Genomic DNA, 21,817 nt, shown 5'->3' with positions numbered 1-21,817 from the left:
TTTCCCTGAGAGGAGCTTCATGCTCAAACCCGCCCATTTCCTTTCCGTTTTCCTGCCGCTGCCCTGGCTGATGTTTGCCGCAGCCGCAAGCGCACAACCGGCGCAACAAACGCAACAGGCCGCGCCGTCAGCCGCGCCTATACAGGCCTCGGCCGAGCCGCTGCGCAGCCTTGAGCTCAGCACCGGCGCCCAGCGGCTCAGCAATGGCTACGGCGACTGGAACGACATCAGCCTGCGCGGCGCCTACGGGCAGTCGCGCCACGTGTTCCAGGCCGAAGCCTCGGTGCAGCGCCGCTTCAACCAGGACGGCGCCTTCCTCGGCCTGGGCGACACCTACAGTTTCGATGAGGACTGGTACGGCTCGCTTGCCGTGGGCGCCGGCGACGGCGCTTTCTACCTGCCGCGCTACCGGGTGGACGCAGCGCTTTACCGCAAGTTTTTGCCGGGGCGCAACCTTGTCGGCAACGTGGGCGCGGGCTTTTACAAGGCGCCGGACGGCCACAGCGACCGCAGCGTGTCGCTGGGCGCGGCCTATTACTTCGAATCGCCATGGATTGTGGAAGGGGGCATTCGCTTTAACAGCAGCAATCCCGGCTCCGTGCGAACCCACCAGCAGTTTGCCGCGCTGACCTGGGGCCGCGACAAGCAGGACCTGGTCACGGGGCGCTATACCTGGGGCGGTGAGGGCTACCTGGCGACCGGGCCGTCCACGCAACTGGTCAACTTCGACAGCCATGAAGCCAGCATCGCGTGGCGCCACTGGCTGAACCCGCGCACCGGCGTGCTGCTCAGCGCGAACCGCTATACCAATCCGCTGTACCAGCGCTCCGGCATCAACGTCGGCATCTTCCACAACTTCTGAGGCGGTCCATGAGCACCCGAGCAAATTCCGTATCGGCGCAGGCCCGCGAGCATGACCGAGTTTTCCATGCGGCGTTCGACGCGGCGCGGCGTGCCCGCGCGCTGCGCGTCAAGGTGCGCCCGCACCGCGCCATCACGCCGCTGCGCGTGACGCCGTACCTGGCGGCCCAGGCCATTGTGCTGCCCTTGCTGCTGTGCGGCCTGCTGTTGTGGTTCAGGCCGCTGCTGTTCGAATTCTGGCGAAACTGCATCCTGTTCTGGTCCACCCGGCTGGACATTCCCTTCAGCCTGGCCGTCCGTGTGAACGAGGCCGGACAGTATCCGCTGCTGATGGGCGTGGACACGGCCGCGACGCCGCTGCCCGGCACCGCTACCCTGGTGGTCACCGCGCTGGTGACGCTGGCCGCCTTTGCCCTGTCGCTGCGCATGAAGGACGCCAGGCTGCCGCTGAAATATCCGCTGCGCATCGTCTGCGTGCTGCAGTCCGTCGCGCTGCTGTACTTCTGGCTTTCGCCTTCCGCCTTTCCCTACAGCATCGCGCGCCACAGCGAGGAGCTCATGACCATAGGCTATGCGGTGATGCTGGCGACGCCGGTGATGCTGGCAGTGGGCTACTACATCCTGAACCAGGGCCTGGCAGTCAAGCTGCTGAACACCGCATTGATCCTGGGATTTTTCACCATCCTGATTCCCCACCAGGTGCTGGCCCAGGCTTTCATCATGCAGCACCTGTCGGTGCTCTTCATGCCGGTGCTCTACATCTGTTTCGGCGCGGTGTTCGACGCACTGATCTTCGTTGCACTGTATTCCTGGGCCGTCAGCAACGCGCCGGCACGCGCCACCCTGTGAAGCGGTCCAGGGCGGGCCGGGCGCGCCGGGGCGGGCCTACCCGCCCTTGCCGCGCATGATGGCCGCGGCCACGTCGGGCGTGGTTTCGGCGTAACGCTTGAACTCCATGGTGTAGGTCGCGCGGCCCTGCGTGAGCGAGCGCAGGGTGGTGGAGTAGCCGAACATCTCCGACAGCGGCACTTCGGCGCGCACCAGCTTGCCGCCGCCGCCCGCGATGTCTTCCATGCCCTGCACCATGCCGCGGCGTGACGAGAGGTCGCCCATCACGTTGCCCATGAAGTCCTCGGGCGTTTCGACCTCCACCGCCATCACGGGCTCCAGCAGCACCGGCCTAGCGCGGCGCATGGCTTCCTTGAAAGCCAGCGAGCCGGCCATGCGGAAGGCGTTTTCGTTGGAGTCCACGTCATGGTAGGAGCCGAACACCAGCGTGGCCTTCACGTCCACCACCGGGTAGCCCGCCAGCACGCCGGCCTTCAGCGTTTCCTGGATGCCCTTGTTGACGGCGGGAATGTATTCGCGCGGGATCACGCCGCCCTTGATGGCGTCGACGAACTCATAGCCCTTGCCCGAAGGCTGCGGCTCCAGGTTGAGCACGGCGTGGCCGTACTGCCCGCGCCCGCCCGACTGCTTGATGAATTTTCCTTCGACGTCGTTGACCGCCTGCCGTATGGTTTCGCGGTAGGCCACCTGCGGCTTGCCGACGTTGGCTTCCACGCTGAACTCGCGTTTCATGCGGTCCACCAGGATTTCCAGGTGCAGCTCGCCCATACCGGAGATGATGGTCTGGCCCGACTCCTCGTCGGTGTGCACGCGGAAGGACGGATCCTCCTGCGCCAGGCGGTGCAGCGCGATGCCCATTTTTTCCTGGTCGGCCTGGGTCTTGGGCTCCACCGCCTGCGAGATCACCGGCTCGGGGAACACCATCTTCTCCAGGATGATGACGTGGGCCGGGTCGCACAGCGTGTCGCCGGTGGTCGCGTCCTTCAGGCCCACGGCCGCGGCGATGTCGCCGGCGCGCACTTCCTTGACCTCGTTGCGTTCATTGGCGTGCATCTGCAAAATGCGGCCCAGCCGCTCGCGCTTGCCCTTGACCGGGTTGTAGACCGTGTCGCCCGCCTTGATCACGCCGGAGTACACGCGGAAGAAAATCAGCTGCCCGACGTAGGGGTCGGTCATGATCTTGAAGGCCAGAGCCGAGAAGGGCTCGTCGTCTGTCGGGTGCCGTTCGGCCTCGCCTTCGTCTTCGGTGTGCCCCAGGATGGCGGGCACGTCCGCCGGCGAGGGCATGTAGTCGATCACTGCATCGAGCATGGCCTGCACGCCCTTGTTCTTGAAAGCGCTGCCGCACAGCATGGGCACGATCTCGTTGGCAATGGTGCGCTGGCGCAGGCCCTGTTTGATCTCGTCCTCGCTCAGCGGCTCGCCCGCCAGGTATTTGTTCAGCAGCTCGTCATTCGCTTCGGCGGCGGCCTCGATCATCTTGGTGCGCCACTCGTTGGCGGTCTCCAGCAGGTTCGCCGGGATGTCGCCGTACTCGAAGTGCAGGCCCTGGCTGGTGTCGTCCCAGATGATGGCCTTCATCTTGACGAGGTCGACCACGCCCTGGAAATGCTCTTCCGCGCCCACCGGGATCTGCACCGGCACGGCCACGCCTTTGAGGCGCTCGCTGATCTGGCGCTGCACGCGGAAAAAATCGGCGCCCACGCGGTCCATCTTGTTGACGAAGGCCAGGCGCGGCACCTTGTACTTGTTGGCCTGGCGCCAAACGGTTTCCGACTGCGGCTGCACGCCGCCCACGGCGTCGTAGACCATCACGGCGCCGTCGAGCACGCGCATGGAACGCTCGACCTCGATGGTGAAGTCCACGTGGCCCGGCGTGTCGATGATGTTGATGCGGTGCTCGGGGTAGTTGCCCGCCATGCCTTTCCAGAAAGCCGTGGTCGCCGCCGAGGTGATGGTGATGCCGCGCTCCTGCTCCTGCTCCATCCAGTCCATGGTGGCCGTGCCTTCATGGACCTCGCCGATCTTGTAGTTCACGCCTGTGTAAAACAGGATGCGCTCGGTCGTGGTGGTCTTGCCGGCGTCGATGTGCGCGCTGATGCCGATGTTGCGGTAGCGCTCTATGGGTGTGTGGCGGGGCATGGCGAACTCCTTGTATGCCGGTCCGCGCGTGTTGGAGTTGTGGCGTGGCCGGGCCGTCAGTTTGCGCCAAAGTTCCGGTTTTTGCTTGGCTCATTGCAGCAGCCACGTTGCCGCAAGGCCTGATGTTCAGTCGCGGTGCAGCATTTCTGCCATGAAGGCAGGTAAAAGCCGGCCGTCTGACAGCAGGTATTTCGCCATGGGTATCACCACCTCGCGCACCGAGGCGCGCGCGCTCATCCGGTCACGCCAGGCCAGCAGGCGCGGTGTCTGCGCCGTGAGGGGCGCGCCCATGCGCTCGCCGAAAATCATGGCCATGTAGAGGGCGATGTCGGCATTCGAGAAAGCCCCGATCACGTAGTCCTGCCCGTCCAGCAGCGGTTCGAGGTAACGGTAAAAATCCCGCGCACCCTGCAGCGCCGCGACGGCTTGCGGGTCGTCGAGTTTGTCCTGCAGGCCCATCAGCTTGATGACGTGCGGAAAGTAGACCTCGTCGGAGCGGTGCTCCATCTGGCGAACTCGCGCGCGGTTGTGGATGCCGGTGAGCCACAGCGCCGGCTCGGGCCGCAGGTCTTCGAGGTACTCCAGAATCTGCGTCGAATCGAAGAGCTCCAGGTCGCCGTGCACCAGCACCGGCACCTGCTTCTTGGGGTTGATGCGCGCCACCTCCGGATTTTTCGGCGAATAGCCTTCGGTTTGGGTGAAGGGCACCATGACGAGCTCAAAGGCGATGCCTTTTTCAATGGCCGCGATCTGCACCTTGGCGCCGAACATGCTGAGGCGGGCCGAGTACAGGCGTATGGAGGGTGCTGCGGCGGAGGAGTCTGGGGGCATGGTGTGGGTGGCGCTGTCGTGAAAAAAATCAGTGCGTGGAAGGCGGCGGTTCGCGATCAAACAACCCGGGTGCGCCGCCTATCTCGGCGCCTTCGATCAGCAGCATGCGCAGCTTGGTCGAGACACCGCCAGGCGCCGAGAAGCCGCCCGACTGCGCGCCCGAGGCCAGCACGCGGTGGCAGGGCACGATGATGGGAAAGGGGTTGTGCCCCAGCGCCTGCCCCACGGCGCGCGCCGAGCCGGGCTCGCCCAGCAGCGCGGCGATCTCGCCGTAGGTTTTGGTTTTGCCCGGCAGGATGTCCTGGGCGGCCGCATACACGCGGCGGTGAAAGGGCGTCGTGCGTCGCAGGTCCAGCGCGCAAAAGCGCAGGTCGCGGGCTTCGCCTTCGAGCAGGGCCACCATGCCCTGCACAGCCTGCAGCATCGTTTGCGACGGCGCGGCGGCTTCGAGCTGCGGGAACTGCCGGTGCAGGCGCGACAGCATGCGGCCTTCGCTCTGCTCGGGCAGGCGCACGGCGGCGATGCCATGTCCGTTCCACACCAGCGCGCAGGGCCCGATGGCGGTGGCAAAAAGCGTGAAGCCGTGAGGTTCGCTGTCGGCGGTCATGGTGTGCCACATGCTACATGCGCGGGCGGTCTCGCGGCCGAATGTAAGAATTAATTTCGTTACCTCTCTTGCATGGGCCCCGAGCTTTTAATTTTTCACGGACGTACCATGCCTTCTTTTTTGAAGGAACTCACAATGGCAACACCGTTCTTTGGCAAGCGAGAAAATGAGACTCCGACGGGCCTGCGCAACAGCCCTGGAAACGGCTACGGCAACTCGGGCTCGGCCAGCACGCTGCATTCGTCGCCGCTGTCCGGCCAGCAGAACAATGCCGCCAAAGCCGTGAGCGAAACCGCGCCGGTCACCACCACGGCCGGTGCTGCCGTCAAGGAAGGCGGCAGCAAGCTGACGGTGGGGCCCAACATCAAGCTCAAGGGCGTGGAGATCACCGACTGCGACACGCTGGTGGTCGAAGGCCTGGTGGAGGCCACCATGGATTCGCGCGTGATCCAGATCTCCGAGCAGGGCGCCTTCAAGGGCTCCGCGGAAATCGACGTGGCGGAAATCCGCGGCGAGTTCAACGGCAACCTCACGGTGCGCCAGAAGCTGGTGATCTACTCGACCGGGAAAGTCACCGGCATCATCCGCTACGGCAAGCTGGTGATTGAAGAAGGCGGCCAGCTCTCGGGCGAGATATTGTTCGGCGCGTTGGCTGCCGCGAAACCGGCAAGCGCGGTCAAGACGGGTCTGCAGGCGGTGTAGGAGACTTTTAAACCAAGGACAGGCGCGGTCAACGCGCCATCAAAAAAGCCACATCACTTCCCGGCCGTTCGCGGCAGGAAGGTGGTGCGGCGTTTTTGCGTTTGCCCTAGAAAAAGCGAAACGCCAGCGGTATCAGCGCCGAGGCCAGCACCACCTGCAGGCCCAGCGCCAGCCCGGCATACGCGCCCGCGTCGGCGTTGACCTGCAGCGCGCGCGCCGCGCCGAGGCCGTGCGACACCGTGCCCAGTGCGAAGCCGCGCGCGGCCCAGCCTGCGCCGTCGCGCGGAATGCGCAGCGCGTCGAACAGGTATTTGCCGCCCAGCGCGCCGACCAGCCCGGTGATCACCGCGAACACGGCCGCCAGCGCCGGGATGCCGCCTATCTTTTCGGCGATGCCCATGGCCACCGGCGCGGTGACCGACTTGGGCGCCAGCGACAAGGTCACTTCCGGGGGCAAACCCAGCGCCCAGCCCATCAGCAGCGCCGAGCCGCTGGCCGCGATGCCACCGGCCAGCGCGGCGAGCAATACGCGGCCCCAGCGCCTGCGCAACTCCTCGCGCCGCAGCCACAGCGGCCAGGCGAGCGCCACCACGGCGGGCCCGAGCAGGAAATGGATGAACTGCGCGCCCGCGAAATAAGTGGGGTAGGGCACGCCCGTGGCCAGCAATGCGCCGGCCAGGCACACCACCGTCCATAGCACCGGGTTGGCCCAGGGCGCCTGGCCGAGGCGCGCATAGGCGGCCTGAGCCAGCACATACACCACCAGCGTGGCCGTCAGGCCGAACAGCGGTGTGGCCGACAGGTAGACCCAGAGCTCGACGAATTTAGGCATCCGGCGGCTCCCCGGCAGCCGTATCACCGCGATCGCGCAGCAGGTGCAAGGTCAGCACGGTAACCAGCAAACCCGCCAAAGTGGACACCACGAGCGCCAGCAAAATGCGCGCGCCGTACTGGCTCACCAGCGACAAATGGGTCATCACGCCCACGCCGACAGGCACAAAGAGTAACGAAAGGTGCGACAAAAGAAAGTCTGCGCACACTGACACAGGGGTTCGCACCAGTTCTGAACGCAGCCCAACCAGCAGCAAAACCATGCCGATCACGGGCCCCGGAAACGGCAGGGAAAAGCCGCGCGACAGCAGTTCGCCTATGGACTGAAAAATCAGCAGCCAGGCCAGTCCGCGCAGTGCCGTCATCGTCCAGCCCTAGAAACGCGGCAGGTCGGGATGCTTGATCTGCCCGCCCCGCACCAGCATTTTTCCGTATTCGGCGCAGCGGTTCAGCGTGGGGATCACCTTGCCGGGGTTGAGCAAACCCTTGCTGTCGAAGGCGCGCTTGACGCCGAACATCTGCTCGTTTTCCTCGGCGGAAAACTGCACGCACATGGAATTGAGTTTTTCCACGCCCACGCCGTGCTCGCCCGTCACCGTGCCGCCCATCGCCACACTGGTCTCCAGGATGTCGGCGCCGAAGAGTTCGCAGCGGTGCAACTGGTCGGGGTCGTTGGCGTCAAACAAAATCAGCGGGTGCAGGTTGCCGTCGCCCGCATGAAAGACGTTGGCGCAGCGCAGCCGGTATTTCTTTTCCATCTCCGCGATCGCGAGGAGGATGTCGGCCAGGCGCTTGCGCGGAATCGTGGAGTCCATGCACATGTAGTCGGGGCTGATGCGGCCCGAGGCCGGGAAGGCGTTCTTGCGGCCGCTCCAGAAACGCAGGCGCTCGGCCTCGTCCTGGCTCACGGCGATGGCGGTTGCGCCGCAGCGGCGCAGCACTTCGCTCATACGGCCTATCTCTTCCTCGACCTCTTCGGGCGTGCCGTCGCTTTCGCACAGCAAAATCGCCTCGGCGCTCAGGTCGTAGCCGGCGTGCACAAAATCTTCCACCGCGGCCGTCATGGGCTTGTCCATCATCTCCAGGCCGGCGGGGATGATGCCGGCTGCAATCACGGCGGCCACGGCGTCGCCGGCTTTGCGCAGGTCGTCGAAGCTGGCCATGATGCAGCGCGCGAGTTGCGGTTTGGGCACCAGCTTCACGGTGACCTCGGTGGTCACGGCCAGCATGCCTTCGCTGCCGATGACGATGCTCAGCAAGTCGTAGCCGGGCGCATCGAGTGCTTCGCCGCCGAACTCGACCTCTTCGCCTTCAATCGTGTAGCCCTTGACCTTGAGCACGTTGTGCACCGTCAGCCCGTACTTGAGGCAGTGCACGCCGCCGGAGTTTTCAGCGACGTTACCGCCTATGGTGCAGGCGATCTGGCTCGAGGGATCTGGCGCGTAATACAGGCCCAGCGGCGCGGCCGCTTCGGAGATGGCGAGGTTGCGCACGCCGCCTTGCACCACGGCCGTGCGGCTGGCGGCGTCGAGCCTGAGTATTTTGTTGAACCTGGCCAGCGACAGCGTGACGCCCAGCTTGTGCGGCATGGCGCCGCCGGAAAGCCCGGTGCCGGCGCCGCGCGCGACCACCGGCACGTCCAGGGCGTGGCAGGCCTTGAGCACGGCCTGCACCTGGCCGTAGGTCTCGGGCAGGGCCACGACCAGCGGACGCTGGCGGTAGGCCGTCAGGCCGTCGCATTCATAGGGCGTGGTGTCTTCGTTGTTCCACAGCAGCGCATGGGCCGGCAGCACCGCCTGCAGCGCGCGCACGACCTGCGCTTGCCGCTCCGATCGTTCAAGCAGGCTGTGTTGTTCGGGTGAGGCGGGGGCGTTCATCGTCTGGCTCCGGAGGTGAAATCAGACTGTAGGGCAAGCGGCCCCCGCCGGGTTGAAGAAATTTAATGCGGCGCGTGAAAAGTGAAAAGGGCGCCGCAGTCTTCAGGACTTCGTGCCCGGTGCCTTGCTGGCGCCGGGCGTGTCATAGAACTTGACCTTGCCCGTCTTCACGTCGTACATGGCGCCCACGATCATGATCTCGCCCTTTTGCTCCATCTCGCGCAGGATGGGGCTTTTCTCGCGAATCGTTTCCACCGTGAGGCGCACATTGCTCTCGGCCACCATTTCGACAAAGGCGTAATTCTTGGAGCTGCGGTCCTTGATGTCGGCGGAGACGAGACTCACGGCCGGCTTGATCTTGCCGATCAGGCCGGTCAGGTTGCCCATCTGGGCATCGTCACACGCGCCCTTGATGGCGCCGCAGCTGGTGTGGCCCATCACCACCAGCAATTTGGCGCCAAGGACCTTGTGCGCGAATTCCAGGCTGCCCAGGATGTCTTCGTTGACGATGTTGCCCGCCACGCGCGCATTGAAGAGATCGCCTATGCCCTGGTCGAACACGATTTCGGCCGGCGCGCGCGAGTCTATGCAGGACACCACGCTGGCCAGCGGGAACTGCCCGTCCGCCGTGGCCTTCATTTCCTTGAGGTAGTTCTGGTGGCGCGGTTTGCCGGAGGCAAAGCGCGTGTTGCCGCCCTTGAATCGCGACAGTATTTGCGCGGGCGTCACCGCGTCCTGGCAGGCCTTGGCGTTCTGGATGGTGCAGAAGGTGCCCGGCTTGACGGCCTTCGCGGCGGCGGGCTTGCCCTCGGCATGGGCCAGGGGCGCCAAGGCAAAAACGGAAAAGAGGATGCCGGCAACGCCAGCGGTAAGTTCGCTTTTTGTCATGAAAATTCCCTCGTAGCTTGGTTGGTTTTTTGAATCGCTGCTGCGGGCCCTACGGCTGTTTGCCAAGGTCCGCCCGGAAATCCTAAACCTGCGCGAGGCCGGTGTCACCTGCCGGTGAGCCTAGGGTTTACCCCAGGCTTTTGCGCAGCCAGTCGGCAAACGCCGCGCATTCCCAGCGATCCATGGTGCCGGTGCGCCAGCACAGGTAGTGCGCATGCGGGCTGGGAATATTACCGGCGAACACTTTGTTGCTGCCCAGCCGCACCAGGGAGCCGTTTTCCAGCCAGGGCGCGCCCAGCTTGAGGCGTATCAGCGCAATGCCCATGCCGGCCGCGGCGGCGTCGCACATCAGGCCGATGTCGTTGAACTGGGAACCGTCGGGGGGTTCCGGCCAATCGAGCTTGTGGGCGGCAAACCAGGTGCGCCAGGGCTCCAGCGGCGAGCGCAGCAGGCTTTCGCCTTCCAGGTCTTCGGCCGCTTCAAACGGGCCGTGCTCGCGCACAAAGGCGGGCGAGGCCAGCGGCGCGACTTCGTCCTTGCTGAGGCAGACGTGCTCCAGGTCCGCATAACGGCCTGTGCCGAAGCGCACGATGAGGTCGGCGTCCTCGGCCACCACGTCCAGCAGCGGAATCGATACCTGCAAGGTCAGGTCGATCTCGGGATAGGCGTCGGTGAACTGGCGCAGGCGCGGAATCAGGATGGAACGCGCAAAGGTCGGCGTGACCGCCAGGCGCAGCTTGCGCTTGCCGGGTGTGCTGCTCTGCCCGGCCGCGCCGGGAAACTTCTGCAGCGTGGCCAGGCCTTCGCGCACATGGGCCAGGTATTCGCTGCCCTCGGTGGTCAGCGAAAAATCGGCACGCCCGAACAGCTTGGTGCCGATGATCTGCTCGAGCTGCTTGACGCGGTGGCTGACCGCGCTGGGCGTGACGCACAACTCCTCGGCCGCCTGCGTCACGCTGCGCAAGCGCGCCAGCGCCTCGAAGGTCAGCAGGCATTGAATCGGTGGAATTCGCGCCGGCGTGGCCATGCTGCTTATTTAAAGATCACCGTCTTGTGGCCGTTGAGGAGAACGCGGTGCTCACTGTGCCATTTCACCGCACGCGCCAGCACCTGGCTTTCCGTGTCGCGGCCCATGGCGGTCAGGTCTTCCACGGTCTTGCTGTGGTCGGCGCGGGCTACGTCCTGCTCGATGATGGGGCCTTCGTCCAGGTCGGCCGTCACGTAGTGCGCGGTCGCGCCAATCAGCTTCACGCCGCGGTCATGCGCCTGGTAATACGGCTTGGCGCCCTTGAAGCTGGGCAGGAAGGAATGGTGGATGTTGATGGCGCGGCCGGCGAGTTTCTGGCACAGCTCATTGGACAGCACCTGCATGTAGCGCGCCAGCACTACCAACTCGGCCCCTTCGGATTCGATGATCTCGAGTTGCCTGGCCTCGACCTGGGCCTTGGTGGCCGCCGTGACGGGCAGGTGGTGAAACGGGATGTTGTAGCTCGCCGCCAGCTGGTAGAACTCGCGGTGATTCGAGACGATGGCACGCACATCAATCGGCAGCAGGCCCGACTTGCAGCGAAACAGCAGGTCGTTGAGGCAATGGCCTTCCTTGCTGACCAGGATGACGGTGCGCATGGGCTGGGTGGTGGCATGCAGCTTCCAGTTCATGCCGAAGGGGCCGGCGAAGGCCTTGAGCTGGCTGGAGAGTTCGTCGTGCGTGAGCTTGTCGCAGGCGAACTGCACGCGCATGAAAAACAGGCCCGTGTCGTGGTCGTTGTACTGCGCGGCTTCTTCGATGTTGCCGCCGTTGTCCAGCAGGAAACCGGAGACGGCATGAACAATGCCCATACGGTCCGGGCAGGACAGGGTGAGGATATAAGCGTGATTCATAGGGGATGAATTGTCGCAGGTGGGGCCCGCGGCCGTCCGGGCGAGGCATAAAGGCCGGTGCGACGGCGCGGCAACAGTGCCAGAATGCAGGAACACCCTCTTTCCAGTCGCAGGAGACACGCCATGGCCTATCAGGATTTCAACATGGAGCACCACTGGCTCCCGTTCACGCCGAATCGCAGCTTCAAGAAGGACCCGCGCGTGTTCGTGGCCGCCGACGGCATGCACTTCACGACGCATGACGGCAAGCAGGTCATCGACGGCATCTCCAGCCTGTGGTGCGTGGGCGCGGGCCACAACCGCAAGCCCATCAATGAGGCCATCAAGAAGCAGCTCGACACGCTGGACTACGCCACCGCCTTCCAGGCCAGCAACGACCAGGCCTTCAAGGCCGCCGAAGTCATCGCGAACATGGCGCCCGGCGACCTCAACAAGGTGCTGTTCTGCAATTCGGGCTCGGAGGCGGCCGACACCTCGCTGAAGGTCGCGCTGGCCTACCACCGCGCGCGCGGCGAAGGCCACCGCAACATCTTCATCGGCCGCGAGAAGGGCTACCACGGCGTCGGCTTCGGCGGCATGAGCGTGGGCGGCATTCCGGCCAACCGCAAGGTCTACGGCGCCGCGCTGCTGCCGCGCGTGGACCACATGCGTTTCATCCACGAGCCGGTGAAGCACGCCTACATCAACGGCACCGAGCCGGTGTGGGAGGAAGACCTGCTGCTGGAACTGGAAAACCGCATCCTGCCGCTGCACGACCCGAGCAACGTGGCCGCCATCATCGTCGAGCCTGTTTCGGGCAGCGCCGGCTGGTATTTGCCGCCCAAGGGCTACCTCAAGCGCCTGCGCGAGATCTGCGACAAGCACGGCATCCTGCTGATTTTCGACGAGGTCATCACCGGCTTCGGCCGCCTGGGCACGGCCTTCGGCGCCGACTACTACGGCGTGGTGCCCGACATGCTCAACTTCGCCAAGTGCGTGACCAACGGCGTGATCCCGCTAGGCGGCGTGATCTGCACCGACCGCATCTACGACGGCATGATGAATGCCAACAGCGGCGCGCCCGAGCACGCCATCGAGTTTTTCCACGGCTACACCTATTCGGGCCACCCGGTGGCGTGCGCGGCGGCGATCGCCACGCTGGCGCTGCTCAAGGAAGAAAAACTCTACGAGCGCGCGGGCCAGATGGGCAAGGTGCTGGGCGACGCGATGCACAGCGGCCTCAAGGGCCTGCCCAATGTGATCGGCATACGCACGCTGGGCCTGGCCGGCGCGGTGGAGCTTGCACCGCTGGCCGGTGCGCCGGGCAAGCGCGCCTATGACATCTTCATCGAATGTTTCCACCACGGCGTGCTGGTGCGGCCGGCGGCCGACAACATTGTGGTCTGCCCGCCTTACATCGTGGAGAAAGAGCACATAGACCGCATCGTCAACGTGGTGGCTGACGCGATCCGCAAACACGCCTGAGGCGGTGAGCGGCGCCTGAAGAGGCCACATATAGCGCCGGCGGTTGAGAGAGGGCTCTTCACCAGCTTGAGCCGCGGAACCGGCTTTGCCGGGCCGCAGGCGGGCGGCCCCCTCGGGGGGCAGCGACCCACACGCAGTGGGGGAGCGTGGGGGCCTATTTCGCCAGCTTTTTGTCCAGGCCTTCGCAGTAGTCTTTTTCGGGCAGCGCGGGCGTTTCCCACACGGCATCGAACGCGTCGGCCTTCTCGCCGTTGGTGGTGCCTCCAGCGCGCAGGCGCACGGCCTTGGCCTTCACGTCCGCCGGCAAGTGCTGCGGCACACCGAGGTTGCGGTCCGCATGGCCGCTGCCGGCCAGCAGCAGCACGGTCTTGCCGGGCAGCGCGGCCTGGGCCAAGGTGTTGGCCATGGTGATGTCCTTGGCGATCTGCAGGCGCGTCATGGGCGTGATCTGGCTTTCGGGCAGCAGGTTGCAGTGGCCGGCGCGTATCAGTTGCTGCTGCGCCTTCAGGGCCGGCCCCGGCAAGCGCAGGTCGAGTTGGTGGTCGGCCATGCGGTCCGGCATCTGCGCGCGCGGCAGGTTGGCGCCCAGCACCGGCACGCCGGCGCGCACCGCCGTCATCACGGCGGGGCCGTAGGCGGCCCAGGGCCAGCCCTTGTCGTTCCAGTTCAAGGCGTTGCGCACCTGCTGCTCGGTGGCGCTGGGCTTGAGCGCCGAGGTGCTGGCCCCGGTGTCGGCCATCTCCAGGGCCAGCGCCGCCAGCGCACCGCGCGCGGCCAGCAGGGCGACGGCCTGCTGCTCCAGCTGCTGGTGCGCCGCCGCGTCGTGCTGCTCGCCGAGGATCAGCACGTCGACGGGCAGCAAGGCATCGAGCCGGGCCGAGGTCTGCGCATCCGCGCTGCCGCCGGCCGCCTGCAGGATGGGCGCTTCAGGCCGGCCCGCACAACCGCCCGCCAAGGCCATCGCGGCGGCGCAGAGAAGGCATGCCAAAGGGCGAGGGGTGTGAAAATGGGGCATCGGTGGATACTACCGCCTCCCGCCTGCTTTGTTTCGCCGCTCTCCCATGTCATCCCCTTCCCTGTACGCCCGCATGACCCGCGCCTTTGCCGCGCGCGTGGCCCTGACGCTGCTGCTCGCCTGGGCCGCCGCCTCGCTGTGCCTCTGGCTGCGCACGCCCCTTCCGTGGATGATCGGCCCGCTGATGACCACGGCCGTGGTCTCCATGCTGGGCGGCCCCACTGCCAGCTGGACGCCGCTGCGCAATACCGGGCAATGGGTGATCGGCTGTGCGCTGGGGCTGTATTTCACGCCCCAGGTGGTCGGGTTGCTGGCAGGGCTGTGGTGGGCGATTGCGCTGAACATCGTCTGGGCGCTCGCGTTGGGGCTGGCCTTCGGCACTTGGCTCTACCGCGTGCACCACGGACCCGGGCCTTTCCATGTGAAAGGCCTGTCGCGCATCACGACCTACTTCGCCGCGCCCATAGGCGCCGCGTCCGAAATGACGCTGATGGCCGAGCGCCACGGCGCGCAGACCGACCTGGTGGCTTCCGCGCACAGCCTGCGCGTGCTGCTGGTCACGCTGGTGATTCCCTTCGGCTTTCAATGGGCGGGGCTGCACGGGCTGGACGCCACCCTGCCCGGCGCGCGCGTGGTGGCCTTGCCCGGCCTGGCCCTGCTGGCCGTGCTGACGGGGATAGGCTGCTGGGTCATGGTGAAACTGGACCGCACCAACCCCTGGTTCATAGGCGCGCTGGTGGTGTCGCTGCTGCTGACGGCCAGCGGCGTGACGCTCTCGGCCCTGCCGCAGTGGATGACCAATGTCGCGCAACTGGTCATCGGCATCAGCCTGGGCGTGCGCTTTACCAGCGGCTTTGTGCACATGGCGCCGCGCTGGCTCGGATCGGTGGCGCTGGCCACGGTGGGGATGATTGCGCTGTGCGCGGGCTTTGCGTGGTCGCTGGCCCAGTTCACCAGCCTGCACTGGGCCACGCTGCTGCTGGGAACCTCACCCGGCGGCATCGCCGAAATGGCCATCACGGCCAAGGTGCTGCAACTGGGGGTGCCGGTGGTGACTGCGTTTCACGTCACGCGGCTGGCGGCTGTGCTGCTGGTGGCTGAGCCCATGTACCGGTGGATTTACGAGAAGCGCTCAGCAGCGCGAGCAGAAAGTCCACCGGCTGAGTGAGAAGAAAATGAGGCGATGCGAAGCGAGCTGTTCAGGCCAGCAGGGGCCGCGGAACCGGCTTTGCCGGGCCGCAGGCGCAGCGCCCCCTCGGGGGGGCAGCGAGTACACGAAGTGACGAGTGTGGGGGCTCTATCTTCACCAGTCGGGGCCGCGGAACCGGCTTTGCCGGGCCGCAGGCGCAACGCCCCCTCGGGGGGCAGCGCACTACACGAAGCCGAAGGCGCAGTGAGAAGCGTGGGGGCTCAATGTAATGACATCGGGGTATTGGCCAGCCCGCTATAGCCTTCCAGCGTGTCCTCAATCTCTTCCTGCGTGGGCGTGTTCTGCGCCCAGGCCCTCAGGCGTTGCTGGAACATCTCGGCCCAGGAGCCGTCCAGGTAGACCTCTTTGCCCGAGCGTTTGTCCACGATTTCAAAGCCGTGGCGGGCCAGTTCGGGAACGGCGGGGGCGGGCGCAGATTCTTCCGGCGCATTCGCGTGAATCTGAACCACGGCAAAAGAATCTGAGTCGTAAAGCATTTGCATGGTGAGGTCCTTTATCGTCAGATAGCAACGATGGTGCCAAGTTCAAGTCCTGGGGGGATTCGGCATGCAAGAGTTCGGTAAAGACGCGCTACAGCGTGTAAAAGCGCACGTTCAGGCCGCTTCAGCGTGCGGCATAACAACGCGGCCTCAGTCCTTGCCCAGTGCGCTGAGCTGCTGGTCGACAAAGTCCCCGTTGGCCTGGGTGATCTTGTTGCGCACCGGCAGATAGCCCAGCGAGGGTGCGTACCAGATCTCCACCTTCTGGTCGAACTCGCGCCGCGGCTGGCGTGTGAGCTTGATGGTCGCGAGTTCGCCAAAGGGCAGTGTGAGCTTTTCCTCGGCCTCCACCAGGAAAGTCCAGGTGTCCGCATCGCGCGGCCCGACGGTGTACATCGAGATGGTGGAGCCGACGGGAAAGCCGGCCGGGTTGCCCGCCAGCATGCCGCCCAGCTGGATAAACACGCTGACCCGGTCCTGCGCGCCCTGGACCCAGGCCAGCGTGGGCGTGTTGGCGCTGAAGCTGATCTGGTTTTTGTCGGCTTCGAAATGCGCGGCCACTTCGCTCCTGGATTTGTCGGAAAAGCGCGTGGGCGCCAGGCCTTGCGCGCTGAGCGCGCCGGTGCTGGCCATGCTGCGCGAGCCGAGAAACAGGGCGCTCACACGCATCAGGACGTTGTAGCTGTCGCCCGCGTTCTGCCAGCGCAGTTCGGCGTTCGCGTGGTAGGTCAGGCCTTTGGAGCCGCCGGTCATTTTGTAGTCCAGCTTGACGCTGGCAGGCAGGGCCATGGCCATCACAGGCGTCTGGACGGGGCCGGCCGGCGCCGAAGCAGGCGCGCTTGCCGCGGAAGCCGCGGCGGCCTCCGCGAGCAGGCGGTCAGCATCGCCTGGCGCCTCGGGCGCGACATCGGACGCCGGAGGCTGGGGCGCGGAAGCCGCCATGGCGTCGGTGGTTTCCGACGGCGGTGTTTCGGGCGCGGCAACCGGGGGTTTACGCGGCGCGGCAGGTTTTGCCACCGGCCTGGGTTTGGGCACTGCCACGGGCGGCGGTGCGGCGGGCTGCACCGGCGGCGGGGGGGCGATGCTGCGCGTGACAAAAGCCTTGGCGGGTTTGGGCGCCGGGTTGCGCTCGGGGCCGAAGCGTTCGGGGGCGGACTGGAGCAGCAATGCGTGGGCGGCCAGCACCGCTACGGCCAGCAGCGCCAGCGCGCGCCAGGGCGGCGCGACGTGGACGGGCACAAGGGGCGAAGCAGGCGCTGCCGCCAGGGTGTTCATGCCGGTTCGAAGCCCAGGTCACGCGAAAGTTGCCGCGCCGCCGCCGCCAGGGGCCGCGCCACCGCGCCATCCCACTCCGGGTCGAAGGCGGCCAGCGAGCCCAGTGCCACCATGCCCAGGGCCAGGTGGCCGTCGGCATCAAACACCGGCGCGCAAAAGCCGGCCACGCCGGGCAGCAGGGTGTTGACCGCGCGCGCCATGCCGCGGCGGCGCACTTCGTCCAGTACATCGGCCACGCCGGCCATCGTCGTGGGCACGTCCTGGCGCGCCAGTTTCTGGTTGCGTGCCAGTTCGTCCTTGAGCAGCAGCGCCAGCCGGCCTTGCGGTTTGGCGCCGGCCGCCAGGCGCGGGGACGAGAACGCCGTGAAGCACAGGCCGGTGGCCGAAGACAGCAAGGGCATCACGTCGCCCAGGCGCAGGTTGACCGTCACGGTCCGCGGCGATTCTTCCCAGTGCACCAGCGTGGGCCCCTGGTTGCCCCAGACGGCCAGGGCCAGGGTCTGGCCTGTCTGCGCCATCAAAGGCTGTAAACGCTGCCGGGCCAGCTTCACGCTGTCCAGCCTTGAGAGGGAAGCGAGCCCTAACTTGAGCGCCGCGGGGCCGAGGTCGTACAGCGTGGTGGCCGGGTCCTGGACCACGAGTTCCAGGCGCTGGAAGCTCACGAGGTAGCGATGGGCTTTGGCCGCACTCATGCCGGCGGCGGCGGCCAGGTCGCGCAGCATCAGCGGGCCGGGCGAGGCGGACAGCACCTCCAGCAGGGCGAAGCCGACCTCGACCGACTGGATGCCCGCGCGCTGCGGCGCCGTGCTGTTGCGGGCGGAAGCGGTGGCTTTCATGGGCTTGTCTAGAATTTCGGGTGACCCGTCGGGCTGTGGATGCATGGATCGTAACGCGGGGCCGGCCGCCCCCTGCGCCGGCCACGGCACAATCAGCTCTTTAGTGAAACCAGCGAAACCGACAGCCACCTCTCAGGATCTCGATGAAACTTGCCACCTACAAAGACTCTTCACGCGACGGCCAGCTCGTTGTGGTGTCGCGCGATCTTTCCACGGCCCATTATGCGACCGGCATCGCCGGCAAACTGCAGCAGGTGCTGGACGACTGGAACTTCATGTCGCCGCAGTTGCAGGACCTGTATGAAACCCTGAACCAGGGCAAGGCGCGCCACGCCTTCCCCTTTGAGCCCTCGCGCTGCATGGCGCCGCTGCCGCGCGCCTACCAGTGGGCCGACGGCTCGGCCTTCATCAACCATGTGGAGCTGGTGCGCAAGGCCCGCAACGCCGAAGTGCCCGAAAGTTTTTATTCCGACCCGCTGATGTACCAGGGCGGCAGTGACGACTTCATAGGCCCCTGCGACAACGTGGTCGTGCCCAGCGAGGACTTCGGCATCGACTTTGAAGCCGAAGTCGCCGTGATCACGGGCGACGTGCGCATGGGCGCCACGCCGGCGCAGGCGCTCGAAGGCGTGCGCCTGCTGATGCTCGTCAACGATGTTTCCTTGCGCAACCTGATTCCCAACGAGCTGGCGAAAGGCTTTGGTTTCTTCCAGAGCAAACCGGCCACGGCCTTCAGCCCGGTGGCGGTGACGCCCGACGAAGTGGGCGAGGCCTGGGACAAGGGCCGCCTGCACCTGACCCTGCAAAGCACCTGGAACGGCCGCAAGGTCGGCATGTGCGAGGCCGGGCCCGAGATGACCTTTCATTTCGGCCAGCTGATCGCCCACATCTGCAAGACCCGCAACGTGCGCGCCGGCAGCATCGTCGGCTCGGGCACCGTCAGCAACAAGGACTGGAGTCACGGCTACAGCTGCATCGCCGAAAAGCGCGCGATCGAAACCATCGAGGACGGCAAGCCCAAGACGGAGTTCATGAAATACGGCGACACGATTCGCATCGAAGCCAAGGGCAAGGATGGCCTCTCGGTATTTGGCGCCATCGACCAGAAAATCGTCGAGAACGCCTGATCCACCCCTGAATAACCAGCAGGGGCCGCGGAACCGGCTTTGCCGGGCCGCAGGCGCCGCCCCCTTGAGGGGGGAACAGGCTACACGCAGTGAGCCTGGACGGGGGTGTTATCTGGAGTACGCCTTGCGCGAGCCGTCCTCGAAGACGGCATCGTCGCGCAGCGGCTTGCCTTCGTCATCCCAGGCTTTTTCGCGCGTGATGCGCCCGCGGTCGTCGTAGCTCGATTCCGCCACCACCCTGCCGGCCTCATTGAAGCGCTGGTGCGTGCCCAGCGGCAGCTGCCGGTAGCGGTTGGAGGCGCTGAAGCGGCCGGTCGCGGCGACCTTGCCGCTGTCGAAATACTCGGTGGTTTGTTGCCAGACCGCATCGCCTTCGCCGCCGTACTCGGTTTTGCTGCGCGGCTGGCCGTTGAGGTAGTAACTCAGGTCGCTGACGGGTTTGCCGGCCGACCAGCGCCTGTCGCGCGTCGGTGCGCCGCTGTCGGCGAAGTCCTGCTCGCGCTCCTTGAAGGATGTCCTGCCGTCGACCAGCAGCCACTGCACCTCGCGGCGCTTGACGCCGGCGCTGTTGAAATGGCGCTCGGTGCGCGTGCTGGCCGCGACCTCGTCCTGGTAATCGGGTTGGCCGCTTTCGCCCAGCGTTTCATGGCGTATGCGCTTGCCGGCCAGGTAGCTGCTGCGGCCCTTGAGCGCGCCCCGGCTGTTGAACAGCTCGACCTGCGAGGCGCCGCCCGAAAAACCGCACCAGCGGGCGTCGTCGGCCGGCGGCGCCAGCAGGGCCTTGTCGCCGCAGCGCAGGGCCTGCAACTGGCCGCGTTCGGTGAATTCGGCATAGGCCTGCTCGTCGCCGGAACTCTCGCGCAACTGATAAAAGGTGATGCGCCGCAACTGCCCGTTGGCGTAAAAACTGCGCGAGAGGCCCGTCAGGTTGCCGTTGTCATAGCTGCTGTCGCGCAGCACCTGGCCGTCGGGCGCGAATTCGCGCGCGCGGCCGTGCTGGTTGCCGCGCTCGTTCACGCTGTAGTCGCGCTGCAGCTTGCCGTCCTTGTAGTAGCGCACCAGGCCCATGTACTTGCCGCCCTGCAGTTCCTGCTCGCGGGCCATCTGGCCCGAGTCGCGGTCCTTGCAGCGCATGATGCCGGTCTTGCCGGCGGTGGTGCCGCCGTGGTTGGGGTTGACGCTTTCGCCGTTGAGTTCGCAGTCCTGGACCGCGTACGCCCAGGCCGGGGCCAGAACGCAGGCGCACAGCAGGGCGACGCGGTGCGCGGCTTTCACGCGGCGGCTCCGGTCTGGGTGATGAACAGCCGTATGCCGCGCAGGAGCATTTCAACGGAGATGGCCACGAGGATCAGGCCCATGAGCCGCTCGAAGGCCATCATGACGCGGTCGCCCGCCACGCGCTGGATGCGTTCGGACAGCACCAGCACCACGGCGCAGACGGCCATGGTGACGCACAGCGCGGCGATCCATTCAAGCCTGCGCTCGGGCGCCTGCGACACCAGCAGCATCACGGTGGCCAGCGCCGACGGGCCTGCCAGCGCCGGAATGGCCAGCGGCACGATCAGCGGCTCGCCCATCATGGGCGCGGTTTCGGGCTGGTCCGACGGGAAAATCATGCGCAGCGCGATCAGGAACATCACGACGGCGCCGGCGATCTGCAGCGACAGGTCGCTGAGGTTCATCAGCCGCAGGAAACCGTCGCCGACGAACATGAAAGCCAGCAGCAGCAAAAAGGCGATCAGCACCTCGCGCAGGATGACCCACATGCGCCGCTCGGGCGCCACGCCTTTGAGGGCATTCACGAAAATCGGGATGTTGCCGAAAGGGTCGGTGATCAGCAGCAGCAGCACCGTGGCGGAGGCAAAGGTATAGGCCATGGGCCGAGCTTATCAGTCCCTGGCGCCGGCGCGGGCCTTCGGGTGGCGGGGCCGCACGCAGCAAGCAAAAACCGGTTGACGCGCCGCCCCAGCGTTGCACAATGAAGACACGCGCAGGGCCGTCCCGCCGCCTTGTCCTTCGATGCAATCATGCAAAACAAAGCCAGGAGACATCCATGAGTGACGCAGACAACCCTTCCTTCCCCGGCTTCGGCAAGCTGGTGCCCGGCTTTGATTTCCTGCAGAACCTGGCCAAGCAGGCGGCCGGCAGCGCCACGCAAAGCATCCCGCAGCTGCCCAACCTCGGCAGCTGGGTGGCGCCCACGCTCAACGTCGAGGAGCTCGACAAGCGCATCGAGGAACTCAAGGCCGTGCAGTTCTGGCTGGACCAGAACGCCATGGCGCTCAAGGCCACCATCCAGGCGCTGGAAGTGCAGAAGATGACGCTGGCCACGCTCAAGGGCATGAACTTCAACATGGGCGACGTGGCCAATGCCTTCAAGCTCAAGGTCGCCGACAGCGTGGCCGGCGGCGTGCAGCGCGTGGCCGACAAGGCCCGCACGTTTTCGGGGCTGGAAGTGCCGCCCACGAGCTTCGGCACGAGCCAGCCTGCCGCCAAATCCAATGGCAGCAAGGCCAAAGCGCCTGCCGCGGCCAAGGCCGGCGCCGCGCCTGCCGGCGTGGTTGACCCCATGCAGTGGTGGGGCGCGCTGACCCAGCAGTTCCAGGCGATCGCGACGGACGCCATGAAGGAAGCGGCCAAAAAGACCGCGATGGACACGACCAAGAGCCTGGCCACGGGCCTCGCCAAGGACGCGATGAAAACCGCGACCGGCATGGCCACGGGCATGGCCCGCAACATGGCCGAAAGCGCCGGCAAGACCGTGGCGGGCGGCGCGCGCGCGGCCATGAACACGGCGCTGCGCAGCAGCCAGGGCTGGCCCACACCGGCCGGAAAAACCGCCGCCAAACCCGCCGCCAAGCCCGCAAGCAAGGCGAAACCCAAGGCTCCGGCCCGCAAGGCCGCGCGCAAAACCGCACGTTGAGGTAGGCTGGAACCTTTCT

At 66.1% G+C, this 21,817-nt stretch carries 22 protein-coding genes; 7 read left to right on the top strand and 15 right to left on the bottom strand.

From position 1 onward, the window contains the following. The first annotated feature begins 19 nt into the window (after positions 1-19). The gene (locus ACLV74_RS06460; protein ID WP_411878542.1) at positions 20-862 is read left to right on the top strand and encodes a YaiO family outer membrane beta-barrel protein; all 843 of its coding nucleotides are present in this window, start codon (positions 20-22) and stop codon (positions 860-862) included. An 8-nt stretch (positions 863-870) separates the two neighbouring features. Then, the gene (locus ACLV74_RS06455) at positions 871-1,710 is read left to right on the top strand and encodes a hypothetical protein (RefSeq protein ID WP_411878541.1); all 840 of its coding nucleotides are present in this window, start codon (positions 871-873) and stop codon (positions 1,708-1,710) included. Between the two features lie 36 nt (positions 1,711-1,746). On the opposite strand, the gene fusA is transcribed toward ACLV74_RS06455, so the two are convergent. The 3 genes from fusA to ACLV74_RS06440 form a co-directional block, all read right to left on the bottom strand. Continuing rightward, positions 1,747-3,852, bottom strand: a complete 2,106-nt coding sequence (fusA, locus tag ACLV74_RS06450; RefSeq protein WP_411878540.1) for an elongation factor G — start codon at positions 3,850-3,852, stop codon at positions 1,747-1,749. A gap of 126 nt (positions 3,853-3,978) precedes the next feature. After that, a complete protein-coding gene (locus ACLV74_RS06445) occupies positions 3,979-4,683 on the bottom strand; it encodes a glutathione S-transferase family protein (RefSeq protein WP_411878539.1) in 705 nt (234 codons plus the stop codon). A gap of 28 nt (positions 4,684-4,711) precedes the next feature. Further along, a complete protein-coding gene (locus ACLV74_RS06440) occupies positions 4,712-5,290 on the bottom strand; it encodes a methylated-DNA--[protein]-cysteine S-methyltransferase (RefSeq protein ID WP_411878538.1) in 579 nt (192 codons plus the stop codon). Between the two features lie 135 nt (positions 5,291-5,425). Between ACLV74_RS06440 and ACLV74_RS06435 the strand changes: the two genes are divergently transcribed. After that, the gene (locus ACLV74_RS06435) at positions 5,426-5,992 is read left to right on the top strand and encodes a bactofilin family protein (protein WP_411878537.1); all 567 of its coding nucleotides are present in this window, start codon (positions 5,426-5,428) and stop codon (positions 5,990-5,992) included. Between the two features lie 106 nt (positions 5,993-6,098). Here ACLV74_RS06435 and ACLV74_RS06430 read toward each other — a convergent pair whose 3' ends face one another. From ACLV74_RS06430 to purU, 6 genes are all read right to left on the bottom strand, one after another. Beyond that, positions 6,099-6,824, bottom strand: a complete 726-nt coding sequence (locus ACLV74_RS06430) for an LrgB family protein (RefSeq protein ID WP_411878536.1) — start codon at positions 6,822-6,824, stop codon at positions 6,099-6,101. Beyond that, the gene (locus ACLV74_RS06425; protein ID WP_411878535.1) at positions 6,817-7,188 is read right to left on the bottom strand and encodes a CidA/LrgA family protein; all 372 of its coding nucleotides are present in this window, start codon (positions 7,186-7,188) and stop codon (positions 6,817-6,819) included. The genes ACLV74_RS06430 and ACLV74_RS06425 overlap by 8 nt, the downstream gene beginning before the upstream one ends. Positions 7,189-7,197: 9 nt before the next feature. Further along, positions 7,198-8,700 carry an FAD-linked oxidase C-terminal domain-containing protein gene (locus ACLV74_RS06420; protein WP_411878534.1) on the bottom strand — a complete coding sequence of 501 codons (1,503 nt, stop codon included), beginning with the start codon at positions 8,698-8,700 and terminating at the stop codon, positions 7,198-7,200. 102 nt (positions 8,701-8,802) lie between these two features. Further along, positions 8,803-9,588: a carbonic anhydrase family protein gene (locus ACLV74_RS06415; protein WP_411878533.1), complete on the bottom strand. Its 786-nt coding sequence runs from the start codon at positions 9,586-9,588 to the stop codon at positions 8,803-8,805. A 127-nt stretch (positions 9,589-9,715) separates the two neighbouring features. Further along, positions 9,716-10,615, bottom strand: coding sequence for a LysR substrate-binding domain-containing protein (locus ACLV74_RS06410; protein ID WP_411878532.1), 900 nt, complete (start codon positions 10,613-10,615; stop codon positions 9,716-9,718). Positions 10,616-10,620: 5 nt separating this feature from the next. Then, positions 10,621-11,469, bottom strand: coding sequence for a formyltetrahydrofolate deformylase (gene purU, locus ACLV74_RS06405; RefSeq protein WP_411878531.1), 849 nt, complete (start codon positions 11,467-11,469; stop codon positions 10,621-10,623). 123 nt (positions 11,470-11,592) lie between these two features. Between purU and ACLV74_RS06400 the strand changes: the two genes are divergently transcribed. Then, complete coding sequence (locus tag ACLV74_RS06400) at positions 11,593-12,933, top strand: aminotransferase class III-fold pyridoxal phosphate-dependent enzyme (RefSeq protein ID WP_411878530.1); 1,341 nt, start codon at positions 11,593-11,595, stop codon at positions 12,931-12,933. A gap of 154 nt (positions 12,934-13,087) precedes the next feature. Here ACLV74_RS06400 and ACLV74_RS06395 read toward each other — a convergent pair whose 3' ends face one another. After that, positions 13,088-13,894 (bottom strand): ChaN family lipoprotein, encoded by an 807-nt coding sequence (locus ACLV74_RS06395; protein ID WP_411878555.1) that lies wholly within the window; start codon positions 13,892-13,894, stop codon positions 13,088-13,090. A gap of 100 nt (positions 13,895-13,994) precedes the next feature. Here ACLV74_RS06395 and ACLV74_RS06390 point away from each other — a divergent pair, with 100 nt between their 5' ends. Beyond that, entirely contained in the window at positions 13,995-15,116 is a 1,122-nt protein-coding gene (locus ACLV74_RS06390) for an AbrB family transcriptional regulator (protein ID WP_411878529.1), read from the top strand. A gap of 242 nt (positions 15,117-15,358) precedes the next feature. On the opposite strand, the gene ACLV74_RS06385 is transcribed toward ACLV74_RS06390, so the two are convergent. The 3 genes from ACLV74_RS06385 to ACLV74_RS06375 form a co-directional block, all read right to left on the bottom strand. After that, positions 15,359-15,640 (bottom strand): DUF3567 domain-containing protein, encoded by a 282-nt coding sequence (locus tag ACLV74_RS06385; protein ID WP_411878528.1) that lies wholly within the window; start codon positions 15,638-15,640, stop codon positions 15,359-15,361. Positions 15,641-15,787: 147 nt separating this feature from the next. Next, positions 15,788-16,912 (bottom strand): DUF3108 domain-containing protein, encoded by a 1,125-nt coding sequence (locus ACLV74_RS06380; RefSeq protein ID WP_411878527.1) that lies wholly within the window; start codon positions 16,910-16,912, stop codon positions 15,788-15,790. After that, positions 16,909-17,748, bottom strand: coding sequence for an IclR family transcriptional regulator (locus ACLV74_RS06375; protein WP_411878526.1), 840 nt, complete (start codon positions 17,746-17,748; stop codon positions 16,909-16,911). Before ACLV74_RS06375 ends, ACLV74_RS06380 begins: the two co-directional genes overlap by 4 nt. A 143-nt stretch (positions 17,749-17,891) precedes the next feature. On the opposite strand from ACLV74_RS06375, the gene ACLV74_RS06370 reads away from it, so the two are divergent. Further along, on the top strand, positions 17,892-18,875 hold the full coding sequence (locus tag ACLV74_RS06370; RefSeq protein ID WP_411878525.1) for a fumarylacetoacetate hydrolase family protein: 984 nt from the start codon (positions 17,892-17,894) through the stop codon (positions 18,873-18,875). Positions 18,876-18,983: 108 nt separating this feature from the next. Here ACLV74_RS06370 and ACLV74_RS06365 read toward each other — a convergent pair whose 3' ends face one another. Next, positions 18,984-20,150 carry a toxin-antitoxin system YwqK family antitoxin gene (locus tag ACLV74_RS06365; RefSeq protein WP_411878524.1) on the bottom strand — a complete coding sequence of 389 codons (1,167 nt, stop codon included), beginning with the start codon at positions 20,148-20,150 and terminating at the stop codon, positions 18,984-18,986. Next, a complete protein-coding gene (locus ACLV74_RS06360) occupies positions 20,147-20,752 on the bottom strand; it encodes a MarC family protein (RefSeq protein ID WP_411878523.1) in 606 nt (201 codons plus the stop codon). Before ACLV74_RS06360 ends, ACLV74_RS06365 begins: the two co-directional genes overlap by 4 nt. A 176-nt stretch (positions 20,753-20,928) precedes the next feature. On the opposite strand from ACLV74_RS06360, the gene ACLV74_RS06355 reads away from it, so the two are divergent. After that, entirely contained in the window at positions 20,929-21,798 is an 870-nt protein-coding gene (locus ACLV74_RS06355) for a PhaM family polyhydroxyalkanoate granule multifunctional regulatory protein (protein WP_411878522.1), read from the top strand. The last annotated feature ends 19 nt before the right edge of the window (positions 21,799-21,817 follow it).

This window comes from Polaromonas sp. YR568 (assembly GCF_943369415.1).
In the GTDB taxonomy this organism is placed as follows: domain Bacteria; phylum Pseudomonadota; class Gammaproteobacteria; order Burkholderiales; family Burkholderiaceae_C; genus Polaromonas.
This window is presented reverse-complemented; position numbering and strand designations above follow the sequence as displayed.

Bases quoted from the DNA above. Each gene is read 5' to 3' on its own strand.
- ACLV74_RS06460 (WP_411878542.1), top strand. From the start codon at position 20: ATGCTCAAACCCGCCCATTTCCTTTCCGTTTTCCTGCCGCTGCCCTGG.
- ACLV74_RS06455 (WP_411878541.1), top strand. From the start codon at position 871: ATGAGCACCCGAGCAAATTCCGTATCGGCGCAGGCCCGCGAGCATGAC.
- fusA (WP_411878540.1), bottom strand. From the start codon at position 3,852: ATGCCCCGCCACACACCCATAGAGCGCTACCGCAACATCGGCATCAGC.
- ACLV74_RS06445 (WP_411878539.1), bottom strand. From the start codon at position 4,683: ATGCCCCCAGACTCCTCCGCCGCAGCACCCTCCATACGCCTGTACTCG.
- ACLV74_RS06440 (WP_411878538.1), bottom strand. From the start codon at position 5,290: ATGACCGCCGACAGCGAACCTCACGGCTTCACGCTTTTTGCCACCGCC.
- ACLV74_RS06435 (WP_411878537.1), top strand. From the start codon at position 5,426: ATGGCAACACCGTTCTTTGGCAAGCGAGAAAATGAGACTCCGACGGGC.
- ACLV74_RS06430 (WP_411878536.1), bottom strand. From the start codon at position 6,824: ATGCCTAAATTCGTCGAGCTCTGGGTCTACCTGTCGGCCACACCGCTG.
- ACLV74_RS06425 (WP_411878535.1), bottom strand. From the start codon at position 7,188: ATGACGGCACTGCGCGGACTGGCCTGGCTGCTGATTTTTCAGTCCATA.
- ACLV74_RS06420 (WP_411878534.1), bottom strand. From the start codon at position 8,700: ATGAACGCCCCCGCCTCACCCGAACAACACAGCCTGCTTGAACGATCG.
- ACLV74_RS06415 (WP_411878533.1), bottom strand. From the start codon at position 9,588: ATGACAAAAAGCGAACTTACCGCTGGCGTTGCCGGCATCCTCTTTTCC.
- ACLV74_RS06410 (WP_411878532.1), bottom strand. From the start codon at position 10,615: ATGGCCACGCCGGCGCGAATTCCACCGATTCAATGCCTGCTGACCTTC.
- purU (WP_411878531.1), bottom strand. From the start codon at position 11,469: ATGAATCACGCTTATATCCTCACCCTGTCCTGCCCGGACCGTATGGGC.
- ACLV74_RS06400 (WP_411878530.1), top strand. From the start codon at position 11,593: ATGGCCTATCAGGATTTCAACATGGAGCACCACTGGCTCCCGTTCACG.
- ACLV74_RS06395 (WP_411878555.1), bottom strand. From the start codon at position 13,894: ATGGCCTTGGCGGGCGGTTGTGCGGGCCGGCCTGAAGCGCCCATCCTG.
- ACLV74_RS06390 (WP_411878529.1), top strand. From the start codon at position 13,995: ATGTCATCCCCTTCCCTGTACGCCCGCATGACCCGCGCCTTTGCCGCG.
- ACLV74_RS06385 (WP_411878528.1), bottom strand. From the start codon at position 15,640: ATGCAAATGCTTTACGACTCAGATTCTTTTGCCGTGGTTCAGATTCAC.
- ACLV74_RS06380 (WP_411878527.1), bottom strand. From the start codon at position 16,912: ATGAACACCCTGGCGGCAGCGCCTGCTTCGCCCCTTGTGCCCGTCCAC.
- ACLV74_RS06375 (WP_411878526.1), bottom strand. From the start codon at position 17,748: ATGAAAGCCACCGCTTCCGCCCGCAACAGCACGGCGCCGCAGCGCGCG.
- ACLV74_RS06370 (WP_411878525.1), top strand. From the start codon at position 17,892: ATGAAACTTGCCACCTACAAAGACTCTTCACGCGACGGCCAGCTCGTT.
- ACLV74_RS06360 (WP_411878523.1), bottom strand. From the start codon at position 20,752: ATGGCCTATACCTTTGCCTCCGCCACGGTGCTGCTGCTGCTGATCACC.
- ACLV74_RS06355 (WP_411878522.1), top strand. From the start codon at position 20,929: ATGAGTGACGCAGACAACCCTTCCTTCCCCGGCTTCGGCAAGCTGGTG.